The organism is Risungbinella massiliensis, assembly GCF_000942395.1.
GTDB classification, from domain to species: Bacteria; Bacillota; Bacilli; order Thermoactinomycetales; family Thermoactinomycetaceae; genus Risungbinella; species Risungbinella massiliensis.
This window is the reverse complement of the sequence record NZ_LN812103.1, coordinates 881,863-894,305: the sequence shown is the minus strand read 5'-3', so window position 1 is coordinate 894,305 and position 12,443 is coordinate 881,863. Positions and strand designations below refer to the sequence as shown.

General features: G+C 41.3%; 10 protein-coding genes. 1 reads left to right on the top strand and 9 read right to left on the bottom strand.

Going from position 1 to position 12,443, the window contains the following annotated elements:
• Positions 1 to 30: 30 nt before the first annotated feature.
• The 7 genes from pknB to VJ09_RS15600 all read right to left on the bottom strand — a co-directional run bounded on the left by pknB (position 31) and on the right by VJ09_RS15600 (position 8,835).
• Positions 31 to 1,605: a Stk1 family PASTA domain-containing Ser/Thr kinase gene (gene pknB / locus VJ09_RS18615; RefSeq protein ID WP_052807448.1), complete on the bottom strand. Its 1,575-nt coding sequence runs from the start codon at positions 1,603 to 1,605 to the stop codon at positions 31 to 33.
• 37 nt (positions 1,606 to 1,642) lie between these two features.
• A complete protein-coding gene (locus tag VJ09_RS15625) occupies positions 1,643 to 2,383 on the bottom strand; it encodes a Stp1/IreP family PP2C-type Ser/Thr phosphatase (RefSeq protein WP_044642548.1) in 741 nt (246 codons plus the stop codon).
• A 109-nt stretch (positions 2,384 to 2,492) separates the two neighbouring features.
• Positions 2,493 to 3,554 (bottom strand): dual-specificity RNA methyltransferase RlmN, encoded by a 1,062-nt coding sequence (gene rlmN, locus VJ09_RS15620; RefSeq protein WP_044642547.1) that lies wholly within the window; start codon positions 3,552 to 3,554, stop codon positions 2,493 to 2,495.
• Positions 3,555 to 3,671: 117 nt separating this feature from the next.
• Complete coding sequence (locus VJ09_RS15615) at positions 3,672 to 4,811, bottom strand: Ger(x)C family spore germination protein (protein ID WP_082050610.1); 1,140 nt, start codon at positions 4,809 to 4,811, stop codon at positions 3,672 to 3,674.
• On the bottom strand, positions 4,792 to 5,955 hold the full coding sequence (locus VJ09_RS15610; RefSeq protein WP_044642545.1) for a GerAB/ArcD/ProY family transporter: 1,164 nt from the start codon (positions 5,953 to 5,955) through the stop codon (positions 4,792 to 4,794). The genes VJ09_RS15615 and VJ09_RS15610 overlap by 20 nt, the downstream gene beginning before the upstream one ends.
• The gene (locus tag VJ09_RS15605; RefSeq protein WP_044642544.1) at positions 5,952 to 7,508 is read right to left on the bottom strand and encodes a spore germination protein; all 1,557 of its coding nucleotides are present in this window, start codon (positions 7,506 to 7,508) and stop codon (positions 5,952 to 5,954) included. Before VJ09_RS15605 ends, VJ09_RS15610 begins: the two co-directional genes overlap by 4 nt.
• 121 nt (positions 7,509 to 7,629) lie before the next feature.
• Entirely contained in the window at positions 7,630 to 8,835 is a 1,206-nt protein-coding gene (locus VJ09_RS15600; RefSeq protein ID WP_044642543.1) for a GTP-binding protein, read from the bottom strand.
• Positions 8,836 to 9,182: 347 nt separating this feature from the next.
• On the opposite strand from VJ09_RS15600, the gene VJ09_RS15595 reads away from it, so the two are divergent.
• The gene (locus VJ09_RS15595; RefSeq protein ID WP_044642542.1) at positions 9,183 to 10,106 is read left to right on the top strand and encodes an AEC family transporter; all 924 of its coding nucleotides are present in this window, start codon (positions 9,183 to 9,185) and stop codon (positions 10,104 to 10,106) included.
• 36 nt (positions 10,107 to 10,142) lie between these two features.
• Here the strand turns inward: VJ09_RS15595 and rsmB are convergent, their stop codons facing one another.
• Positions 10,143 to 11,510, bottom strand: coding sequence for a 16S rRNA (cytosine(967)-C(5))-methyltransferase RsmB (gene rsmB / locus VJ09_RS15590; protein WP_230199167.1), 1,368 nt, complete (start codon positions 11,508 to 11,510; stop codon positions 10,143 to 10,145).
• The gene (fmt, locus tag VJ09_RS15585) at positions 11,500 to 12,435 is read right to left on the bottom strand and encodes a methionyl-tRNA formyltransferase (protein ID WP_407690004.1); all 936 of its coding nucleotides are present in this window, start codon (positions 12,433 to 12,435) and stop codon (positions 11,500 to 11,502) included. The genes rsmB and fmt overlap by 11 nt, the downstream gene beginning before the upstream one ends.
• Positions 12,436 to 12,443 lie beyond the last annotated feature (8 nt).

Below are 12,443 nucleotides of genomic sequence, written 5' to 3'. Positions count from 1 at the left end.
CGTCCAATATAGACGGCGGTGGGAAATGCATTATTGAGGTGCTTTGTTACAAGTAGACTTATTAACATATACCCATACCTTCACCGTATCCCCTTTTTTTATCTGGGAATTTGCTTCTGGTATTTGGGCTACAATTTTTCCTTCTGCAAGCCCTGATCCTGTTAAATCTTTGTTGTAACAAAGACTATTGGAGACTAAAATCTTATAACCATTCTCCTCTAGAGATCCAGACGCATAATTTTCCACTCTGGATTGCCACTCTCCAACATAGTTCTTTACCGGAACCATTTCCGCGTCCTCTTCCTTCTGACCAGTGGTCTGCTCCGTCTTCGGCTTGGTCGATGTCTCTGGAGCATCATCAGAGCCAGAGAACAATCCCATCAATTTATCAAAACCAAATACGGTAAGACCAAGAATAAGAACTACTGTGATGGCACCGAATAGGATCTTCTGCCATACAGATAGCTTTTCTTGGGCATTGTCAAACCAGATCGCAGTTTTTTGGAAAATAGTCAAATCCTTCGAGTCTTCCGGAAAACTGCTTGCCCCTCCATTCGAACGACTTGGCGGGGTCTGGAAATGGCGTGGTGGAGCTTGGTTACGTTGGTTCCAAGGATCTGCCTCTTTGGATGGAAATGAAGAACGTTCTTCACTTGCCGCAGCACTCGCAGATCCAGAAGTATTAGGAGTTGGTTGTGGAGAGTATGAGGTATCATCCTCATCCAACATCGGAACAGTCATAAAAAGATCATCCGTATTTACCGCTTGATTGCGTGGAAGCATTCGCAGTGCACTTTGGATATCTTTCATCATCGCCCGTACCGAGGTGTAGCGCATTTCCGGATCTTTCTCGAGTGCCCGTAACAAGATCTTGGCAAAGTTATCTGGAATATTTGGATTGATCTGGCGTGGGTCCGTAACCGGATTTTGCAGGTGCATCAGAGCAATACTAATCGCTTGATCTCCGTCAAACGGTAATTGACCAGTAAGCATTTCGTACATCACGATCCCAAGGGAGTAGATGTCCGATTTCTCTCCAGTTAACCCACCACGTGCTTGTTCTGGGGAGAAATAGTGTACAGACCCCATGACAGCACCTTTTTGGGTAATGGTCGAAGAGCTCGCCGCCCGTGCAATCCCGAAGTCGGTTACTTTCACCCGACCGCCTTTTTGGTCTAATAAAATATTGTGGGGTTTGATATCACGGTGAATAATTTGATTCTCATGAGCATGGGCAAGGCCATCGCAGATCCGAATCGCAATCAGCGCTGCTTCATCAGTAGGAACTACCCCTTTTTGTTGAATATATTGCTTTAGAGTAGGACCTTCTACGATCTCCATTACAATATAGTAAGTATAGCCATCTTTCCCAACATCATAGACATTGACTACGTTTGGATGAGAGAGACTTGCAGCTGCTTGTGCTTCCCGACTAAACCGACGAACAAACTCGTTATCATTGCTGAGGGACTCACTGAGAATTTTTAACGCTACGTATCGTCCCAAACTATGGTCTAGTGCTTTGTATACGACTGCCATACCACCGCCGCCTAAACGGCTGATAATCTCGTAGCGCCCCCCCAGTTTCTTCCCTTCTAATTGCATAATAAATCAGTTCCTCCTCAACCCTAAAAAGGCCTGGTTATTTCCCTGTATTTTTCAGTAGGATAAGAGAAATATTATCTTTGCCACCAGCTTCTAATGCTAAATTCACCAAGCGGTCTGCTTTCTCATCCAGGGTTAATTTGTCATCGGTCAATACCAATCCAATCTCTCGTTCGGAGATCATATCAGTAAGACCGTCTGAGCATAACAAGAAGATATCATTCTTCTTCCATGGGGTGTTGATCAAATCTACTTCTACTTCAGCACTAGTGCCTACTGCACGCATGATGATGTTACCTTGTGGATGGTTTTTGGCTTCTTCTTTGGTAATTTGTTCATGACGAAGTAGTAAGTTGACATAAGAATGATCCTCTGTCAGTTGATAGAGTCCACCCTTGTGTAGCATATAGGCACGACTATCCCCCACGTGTGCAATCACTACTTCTTCTTCATCTACGATAGAGGCTAGAACTGTGGTACCCATTCCTTTATATTGCTCGTTTTCATTTGCCATGCGAAAGACACGCTCATTCGCTTTTCCGACAGAGACGAGCAGCCGATTGCTCTTCTCATCTGTCATTACATCTACGTACTGGCGTGATAGATCTTCTTGAATCACATCCAGTGTCTTTTTGCTCGCAATTTCCCCTGCCTGGTGGCCCCCCATACCATCTGCGACGACCACGATCAGTGTTCCGCATTTGGCTCGAAAAGACCCCAAGCTGTCTTCATTCAGGTCACGTACGCGACCAACATCAGTGCGTTGAGCCAATTCCATACCGGTTACCCCTTTCCCTCTATCTATCGCAATACATGCGTATGAGATGGTAAGTGAAATATCGGAATTGTGATAGTACTCACTTATCCGGTATCCTTCTAAGCATATTTTACTGGTTTTTTTGCTCAACGGAAACTTGTTGATTGTGTTTTGCTCTCAATTGTCCACACGCCGCATCGATATCATGACCTTGCTCCCTACGAATGGTAGTATTGATTCGATATGATTTCAACACTTTCTCAAATTCAAAGATTTGATTTCTCGGAGTTCGTTCATAATCTCGCTCTGGTACATAGTTAACCGGAATCAAATTGACCAAACAATTCATTCCTTGTAGCAATTTCCCTAATTCATGAGCTTGTTCCAGCTGATCATTTTTACCGCCGATCAGAGCGTATTCAAACGTAAGACGTCGACCTGTTTTTTCTATATAGTACCAACAAGCCTCTAGAAGATCTGCGAGAGGAAAACGACGATTAATCGGCATCAGTTTGGAACGTAAATCTTGATTTGGGGCATGAAGAGAGATAGCTAGTCCCACTTGCCAACCCTCATCAGCAAATCGATAAATATTCGGCACTACTCCACTAGTCGAAACCGTAATATGGCGTTGTCCAATGTGCAGGCCATCTGGCGAATTGATAATCCGAACAAATTGGATCGTTGGATCATAGTTTTCGAATGGTTCTCCCGAGCCCATGATCACGACAGAGCGAACACGTTCATCCGTCTTATCTAAAATCTGTTGTGCCATCAATACTTGCGCTACAATTTCTCCAGCAGAGAGATTTCGTTTTAACCCCCCTAATGTAGAAGCGCAGAAGGTACAGCCAATACGGCAACCTACCTGCGTCGTCACGCAAACACTCACACCATAATCATGTCGCATGATCACGGTCTCAATGGCATGATCATCATGTAAGCCAAACAAGATCTTCACCGTACCATCTTGTGAAGTTTGCTGAGTGATTATTTTCATTGGTTGTAGCTGAAAAGAGTCTGCCAATACGATTCGTAGTTCTTTCGGCAGATTTGTCATCTCTTCAAACGAAGTGACTCGCTTTTCGTATAACCAATTCATCACTTGTTTCGCACGAAAAGGCGGCTGATTCTTTTCCTGTAGCCAGTCTTTCCAGTTTTCTAAGGTAAAATCATATGCAAATGGTTTCATAAAATTCATCTATCTCCAAGTCTACTAGCCAAATTACAGTCCAAAAAACTTCATTTATTATATCAGTCCCCCCGTTCAAAAGAAAGGGAAGAACGGGAGGTTTCAAACAGCATTCACTTAAACATTGTTAACACCATAATGACGAACCTTAACATCATAGTGAATTTCCACGGGAAGTTTCTGAAACTCTTTCACATCCTGATATTTCTTCCAAAGTTCAGGATGATTCATACGCATATGGTATTGAAGTTCTAATAGATCCACCCCAAGTTGTTTCCCAAGTTGTATCACATCATATGCACCTTTTTCGTACTCACTAGCTATTTGTCTTGATACTTTACGCATGTTTTTTACATCCTGTAATTTGATTGGGCATGTTTTTTCCTCTACATATCCGTCTACATACACATTTACGATAATCTTGGGAATAGGACGGTCTGTATCTATTTGAACTTCTGATTTGACACCTATAGGCAGATAAGCAATAACGCCTTTTTCACATGGAATTCGCACAGAAAAGCCTTTTAAGCTATTTCTAATTTGATTTAAGATGGAAGTTTGCATTGGATCTGTTATCTTATACACCATCTTATCTCGATTAAAAACAGCAGCACCTTCCCACATAAATTCATCCTTCTCATATTGAACCATATTCAGAATCGGAACACCCTTCGCTATGGTATTCTTTTTCATTAAATATTTCCCTAACTTCTCACGAAAAGCATAGCCGATTTTTTCCCCATTCTCTAAATCACCTCGCAACTCTTCCATTGCTAAATTGAAAAATTGAGACTGATTCTTCATAAACTCGATTGCTTTTCCTTCTACTACGACCATACGCGCATGGATCCGAATCTCTTCATTTCGACGAATATAATCAGTAATCGGATCCAAACCTCTTTCTGCTACTTCTCGACTAAAGATCAATATTACAGTCTGCCCAAAATAAATACGACGTTGTAAAATCGTGGAGAGACGGTCAATTGCCTCATTCAGAGAACCAGCTTGAACACTATTAACATATCGAGGTTGATCTTCCACTCCATCTTCTGGTTGAGCTGAATCTGCTCCTACTCCACTACTTCCTAATTTATAGGGGATAGGAACAGAAACGCCCACTTCATATTGTCCCTCGCTCCAATCAAAAGACAAGGCTACTGCAGATGCACGCGCCTCTATGGAGACTGCATCCCAACAACCAGTGCAAAGAAAAAAGAGACTAACACTTATTATGATACTAAGAGACCGGCGCATCATGCTCCCCCTTTCTTCCTCTCTTTCGAATGACTGCGAAGAGAGCACAAATTAATGTAAATGGGATTGAGATAGACCAAGTGATCATTTGATATTGTTTAAGCACTTCATTAAAAGTAGAGAGATCCGTCGGCAACATAGCAATGACAAAAGCAATACTAGACAGAATAAAAATGATGGTTCCTCTGGTCTCCTCTTTTACTCCTAGAAATTCTTTCATAGCGTAAGAAACTGCAAACAGTGAGTTAGATGTCGTGGTAAAAACCATGACCATCCAAGCAGGCAAAAAGGCTGGATCAAGTCGTTCTATTAAAAATTGATCTGATTGCGACTCCGTTACAAGCGATAAAACAGGTGTTAAATAATTTGATATGTCCTCAGGTCCAAAAACACTAAGACAGAATATATAGGTAAGAACGTACCAGAAGGTAATCGCCCAAACTGCCCATGAATGTGCCTTACCTGATTTATCTGGTCGACGATAAAATCCGATATAACCTAGAAAAATAGTAAACCCAGCAAATGAAAATAAGGTGTTAAGTGATCCTGAGAAAAAAGCACCCCAATCATCCGGCAAAGTAGGGATGATATTTATCAACTCTCCGCCCTCAAACGTTGAGAACAAAAATAACAACAATGGAATTACTGTTACAGGCAGTAATAGGACATTTAATCTTGCAATAGTAGCGGGTCCTTGTTTGGCTGCATACATAGATAGCAAGAGCGAGAGCACTATCAAAACAGAGTTAGGCGTCTGGGTAAAATACTCAATTTTCAGTGTGGTGACGAAAAGACTAATCTCTACGGCTATATACATGAGCCAATTCACCATAAGTAGGATAAAAATAGGGGCAAAGAGCCATTTTCCTACTTTAGGATTCTTTCGAGTTCCAAAAACTTGGGTTCCTATTTCCCATAGAGACATTTGTGGATAACGTTTGATCCCCCATGTCACCACAGAAACAATAATCCAACAAAAAAATCCCATGAGTAAAATGGAAAAAATACCGGAGCGTTGGGTACTAGCAGCTACCGTTGCTGGCATAAATAAAACCCCTACTCCTAATACATTCTGATAGGAAATAGAAAAGGCTTGTAAAGGACCAATCGTGCCTTTTCGATAATCTTCAGGGTACCGAACCTTCACTGATTACCCCCCTTTTGTCGTCTTATATTATAAGTATGGAAAGTAAAAGGTCGTTTCTGCATCCATCTCCAAGGGGAACGAATCACGGTGTCCTTCCAATCAGACGGTTTAGTTGGCACGATTGGTGACAAATAAGGAACTCCAAACGACCTTAAGTTGGTAAGATGAATCAGAATTAGCAAGATCCCAAAAACAATTCCAAACAGGCCAAAACTTCCACCAAGGAAAATGAGTGGGAAGCGAAGTAGACGGATTGCAGTTGCAGCATTGTAATTTGGGTTGGCGTAGGAGCTAATCGTAGTCAATCCTACGACGATGACCATTGCCGGTGACACCAATCCAGCTGAAACGGCAGCGTCCCCGATTACCAACGCACCCACAATTCCAATCGTCGGTCCAATAGGACCAGGTAACCGTAGACTAGCTTCTCGTAGTACTTCCACTGTCAATTCCATCAGAAAAGCTTCTACGACAGGCGCGAATGGAACAGTAGCTCTCCAACCCGCAATATTAATCGCCAATTTAAAAGGAATCATTTCGTTATGAAATGATAAAAGTGCTACATAAATTGCTGGCAAGGTCAATGCAAACACAAGCCCCAATAAGCGCACCATACGAGTAAAGGTAGCAATGATGGTCTCTTGGTAGTAATCTTCTGGACTGTTGTAAAACTGGGAAAAAACAGCAGGACAGATTAAAGCAAATGGTGTCCCATCCACTAAAATCGCTACTTTTCCCTCTAATAAATGGGCACAGACGGAATCGGGACGCTCCGTATTCTGGACTTGGGGGAAAGGCGAGATTGGATGATCCTGTATCAATTCTTGTATGTAATTGGATTCCAAAATAGCGTCGATATCGATCTGATCCAATCTTTTTTCTACTTCTTTGACAATCCTAGGATCAGCTATATCATGTATATATAGCATCCCCACAACAGTCTTGGATCGTCGGCCGATCGTTTTTGTCACAGTTCGCATATCAGGATCATGTAATCTACGACGAATAAGTCCCAAACTAAATAAGTAGGTATCGCTTAATGCTTCTTTGGGACCCCGAACTACTTGCTCAGTTCGGGGTTCACTTATACCTCGCGTTTGCCATCCTCGAGTACCCATGATAATGGCATTGGGAACTCCTTCGATCAAAATCACACTATCCCCGGCTAAAAGCCCATCGATCACATCACGTAATTGATTGGATTGTTTAATTTCACCCCCGACCAAGATCTCTTCTACTATCTCCTCTACTAGTTCATCTGGATTCTCAATCTCCTTTTCGAGCAAAGGTTTGATAATAAAATGATGGAGATAATCTTTGTTTACTAGATCGTCAAAATAAAAAATAGCTACTTCCTTTTCTGGATCACTATTCAACTTAAATCGCTTGTTAATCAGATGAACTGTTCCACCAAATACTTCTTTTATATTTTTTACATTTTGATCCAAACTGATGGAGAGGTCGATCCCAGTGTATTTCTCCATTTTTTTATCTGTATTTCGCTTTAGTTTGCGGTCTCGCTTGAGATTCGATTTCGTTAGACTACTACGCATCGTTCATCAACTCCCACTTTTAAGGTTTCCGGAAATGAATGGAAACATGCAAAGAGACTATTTGAAATAAAAAAACCTCTCGAAAGAAATTCTCTTTCAAGAGGCTGTGTTTCCCATATCATTAGCTCATCATTTCCACCGTCTGATCTGTATTAGGCAGAGGATCGACAAAACTGCTCCAATCCATGCTCAACTCTTGATCTGTCAACAAGAGTTGATCTAGTTCTTCTACTATCCTATCTGGCTCTAGTTCTATCCCAATAAAGACTACTTCATTAATTCGATCACCATATTTAGGATGCCAATTTTGTTCCAATTCTGGCATTTCATCAAAATACAGTTGACGCTCTTCTAGTGGAAGAGTTGCAATCCAATAGCCTGATGCACCGAGTTGAATAGATGGTCCTGCTTGACTTATTTGGAAGCCAAGATCATTTCGAGTCGCAATCCAAACCATTCCTTTGGCTCGAACAATCTCCTCCGGCCAATCATTTAACCAATTCATCAGTCGCTCTGGATGAAACGGACGTTGTCTTCGGTATACAAAAGAAGAGATTCCATATTCATCTGTTTCAGGTGTATGTTCTTCTTTTTGAAGCTCTTGTAGCCAACCAGCTGATTGACTAGCCCGATCAAAGTCAAACAAGCCTGTATTTAGTATTTCCATTGGTTCTACTTGCCCATGGATAGTACGAATTATTTTCGCCTGAGGTTGTAATTTACGAAGGACTGCCTCTAAGCGATCCAATTCACCTGAGGTGAGCATATCAGACTTATTGAGCAACAACACATCACAAAACTCAATTTGGTCGATGAGTAAATCCACTACATCTCGTTGATCTTCTTCTCCCAAACTTTGCGCACGATCTAATAATGACTCTCCTGATGAATAATCTGCCCAAAAGCGATTAGCATCGACTACTGTTACCATTGTATCTAGTTTACAAAGCGAGGATAGGTCGATCCCTGCTTCTTCATCTATATAGGTAAAAGTTTGCGCAACGGGAATTGGTTCACTAATTCCCGTTGACTCAATCAAAATATAATCGAATCGTCCTTCTTGGGCGAGTCTCTCTACTTCTTGAAGCAAATCTTCCCGAAGAGTACAACAAATGCATCCATTGGACATCTCTACTAACTTTTCCTCTGTACGCGAGAGCCCAGCTTCTCTTTCGATAACCCCTGCATCTATGTTTATCTCACTCATATCGTTTACGATAACTGCTACTTTCAGCCCATTGCGATTATGAAGAATATGGTTTAATACCGTTGTTTTGCCTGCTCCTAAATATCCACTTAATACCGTAACAGGTATTTTCTTTTTCATTTACATCTTTTCCCCTCTCCGTCAATGCTTCCTATTTATTTATATCGTAATGATTACGTTTTATCAAGGAGAGATATTTTTATCTCTATTCCTTTTAATCCTTATTAACTTAATATTTATCAATAATAATCTCATCAACACCCAAGAATTCAAATGAAATCGGATCAAATAAATCATAATTATTATATTTAACACCAATATCGATATATTCTATCAGTACCAGGTTTCTGCTAAGAAATGAACTAGGAAATGATATCGTTTGAATGTAGTAATATAATAATAGTTACAAATTTTATATCAACATTTTTTGTAATCATAGACTTTAGTCATAGGAACGGGAGAATATTATGGATATTTTATTTATGATCGTAGTAAATGTCATTTTACCTGTGTTTTCATTAATAGGGATTGGCGCATTTCTACATAGAAAATTTGAATTTGATATGAATACGTTATCAAAATTAAATACCTACTTGTTGATGCCAGCTGTGAGCTTTGTGAATATTTACCAGAGCAATATTGGAGGGAAAACCCTTTTTCATATTCTTGGTTTCTTATTGATCCAAAGTCTCTGTCTTATGATCCTAGCCGCCAGGATATCCAAATTTGCCAAATTTGATCGGAGTCTCTCTTCTACTTTCCAAAACAGTGTGGTGTTAAATAATTCTGGTAACTTTGGATTACCAGTCAGTCAACTTGTTTTTCAACATAACCCACTTGGTTCCTCTATCCAAGTGGTAGTAATGATTTATCAAAACCTTCTCACTTATACATATGGATTGTTTAACTCTGTATCTGTACATTCCAAAGGTTTTCAAGCTGTGAAAGAATTTCTGAAAAACCCTGTTTTTTATGCTTTTTTATTTGGTTTCCTACTCCATATCTCCACTATTAAAATCCCGTTCTTTTTATGGAATCCCATTGAAAATATTTCAAATGCTTTCCTTGCAATTGCACTTGTTACACTTGGTGCTCAAAGTGCCAACCTAAAGATAAGTCGTTTCTCCCTACCACTTGTATTCAGTCTAATTGGACGCTTAATCCTTTCCCCTTGTATTGCCTTGATTATTATTGTTCTATTAAAACTAGATGGGATAACCGCACAGGCATTATTCATCGCGAGTTCTTTTCCCACTTCACGCAATAGTGCACTATTTGCATTGGAATACGGAAATCATCCTGAATACGCAGCCCAAGTTGTTTTACTCTCCACTTTGTTTAGTAGCATTACAGTAACTACTGTAGTCTATTTATCTAAGATTTTATTTTAGTTGAACGAGAAGCCTAGTTCTCATGATGATCGAGAACTAGGCTTCTTTTTTACGAAGACGGGAGATGAAAAAGCCGTCCGAATGGAAATGATGCGGTAAAATCTGTACCCAACTATCTCCAATAAGAGCTTTTTCCCTTACGATAACAGGTAGTTTGTCCCAAATGCTCTCATCTGCTTCCATCTCAGAATGAGCAGATAGCCAATCAGAGATTTGTTCGCTGTTTTCTTTAGGCTCCCAAGTGCAAGTACTATAAACCAATACTCCACCAGGTTTTAATAGAGAGGCAGCCGTATCAAGTAATTCACGTTGTAGCCCAACTAATGCCTCCACATCTTGGCTGTCTTTGCGCCATTTAATATCGGGTTTGCGGTGAATGACCCCTAAACCAGAACAAGGGGCATCTAATAAAATTGCATCAAAAGACTCTGCTGGAAACCCTTGTCGCAAATTTCTAGCATCCCCTACTCGAGTACGAATAATCTCAATGCCTAGACGATCTGCTTGTTGGCGAATGAGACCTTGTTTGTGAGGGTGTATATCATTTGCGATAATTTCCCCTTGATTTTCCATCAGTTCTGCTAGGTGAGTCGTTTTCCCACCTGGTGCCGCACACATATCGAGTACTCTACTACCAGGATCGGGAGACAAGGCATATCCTACTAACATAGAGCTCTCATCCTGAATCGAAAACTCCCCATCAGCAAAAGATTGAAGATTGGCTGGATTTCCTACTCCCTCTACAATCACCCCTGTTGGCGATATATCAGAGGCAATCGCTTTGGTACCTGTCGTTTCTTCCCATTCTTCCATCCATTCCGGACGGTCCCAGCGGAGATGATTGATACGAAGTGATAGACGAGCAGATTGATTTTGTGCATCCATCATCTTTCGTGCTGTCTCTTCTCCATATACCTCTTCCAAACGATCTACCATCCATTCCGGATGTGCGTAAGCAATCGCTTTTTCGACAGTTGTCTTGGGTTCAGCAGGAATTAAAGCGGTACGCTGGCGGAGAAACGAACGAAGGACACCATTTACAAGTCCACTAATTCCTTTATGCCCACGTTCTTTGGCAATCTGTACAGTCTCATGGACAGCAGCTCTCTCTGGAATCCGATCAAGATAGAGTAGTTGATACATGCCGATCTGAAGCAGCCATTTGACCCAAGGAGCAAGTTGGTTTGGATTTTTGGTTAGTCGCTGAACCAAATAATCAAGTGTGTTTTTCCGTCCAATCACTCCATACACTAACTCCGTCACCAAACCTCGATCTCGTGAATCTAATCCACTTTCTTGAAGTTGTCGGTTTAGTTCTAAGTTACTGTATGAATCTTTTTCTTCTAAATCGAGTAAAATCTGAAGCGCCCAATCTCGCGCTCCTTTTGGTTGATTATGCTTCACCAAGTCGCTCTCCTACCTGCATCTGTCTTCCTCGTACAAACTCCGCTACTGGAAGACGTTTTTTTCCAGCTGGTTGAACATCGGTCAAAAGGAGAACTCCATCGCCTGTTTGCACTGCGATACCATTCTCTTCTACCCGAAGAACCGTTCCTGGCTGTGCATCTGATATTTCATTTGCTACTTCAGCCCACCATACTTTAAACGGTTGCCCTTTCCATGTTGTAAAGGCAACAGGCCATGGATGAAGCCCACGAACTTGATTATAGAGATCACGAGCACTTCGTGACCAATTGATCTGTTCGTCTTCCCGTTTAATATTAGGTGAAAAGGTGGCTTGTTCGTGATTTTGTGGGACTGCCTCTAATTCACCTGCCAAAAATGCTGGTAAACTCTCTTCAATTAAATCTGCTGCCACATCTGCCAACTTCGAAAACATGGTACCTACATGGTCTGATATCTCGATGGGAATAGTCTTTTTCGCGATCATATCACCTGCATCGAGTGCCTCTACCATATACATCAAGGTAACACCTGTCTCGGTCTCACCATTCATAATCGCATGATGAATCGGTGCACCGCCTCGGTATTTGGGCAGGATCGAGGCATGGAGGTTAATACAACCATACTTAGGTGCATCGAGTAGTTCTTTGGGAAGAATCTGGCCAAATGCTGCGGTGATAATGAGATCAGGCTTTAGCTCCAGTACCTTGGCTAAATCTTCGGGATTGCGCACTTTTTCTGGTTGTACGACAGGTATACCATATTCTTCTGCTACTACCTTGACAGGTGGTGGCTGCAACTCCCTTTTACGTCCTTTTGGACGATCTGGTTGAGTGACTACTGCAACGACAGGATATTTCTTCTCCATCAATCTTCTAAGAGCTGGCACTGCAAAATCGGGAGTGCCCATAAAAACGATACGCAAATCCAATC

Bases quoted from the DNA above. Each gene is read 5' to 3' on its own strand.
- pknB (WP_052807448.1), bottom strand. From the start codon at position 1,605: ATGCAATTAGAAGGGAAGAAACTGGGGGGGCGCTACGAGATTATCAGC.
- VJ09_RS15625 (WP_044642548.1), bottom strand. From the start codon at position 2,383: ATGGAATTGGCTCAACGCACTGATGTTGGTCGCGTACGTGACCTGAAT.
- rlmN (WP_044642547.1), bottom strand. From the start codon at position 3,554: ATGAAACCATTTGCATATGATTTTACCTTAGAAAACTGGAAAGACTGG.
- VJ09_RS15615 (WP_082050610.1), bottom strand. From the start codon at position 4,811: ATGATGCGCCGGTCTCTTAGTATCATAATAAGTGTTAGTCTCTTTTTT.
- VJ09_RS15605 (WP_044642544.1), bottom strand. From the start codon at position 7,508: ATGCGTAGTAGTCTAACGAAATCGAATCTCAAGCGAGACCGCAAACTA.
- VJ09_RS15600 (WP_044642543.1), bottom strand. From the start codon at position 8,835: ATGAAAAAGAAAATACCTGTTACGGTATTAAGTGGATATTTAGGAGCA.
- VJ09_RS15595 (WP_044642542.1), top strand. From the start codon at position 9,183: ATGGATATTTTATTTATGATCGTAGTAAATGTCATTTTACCTGTGTTT.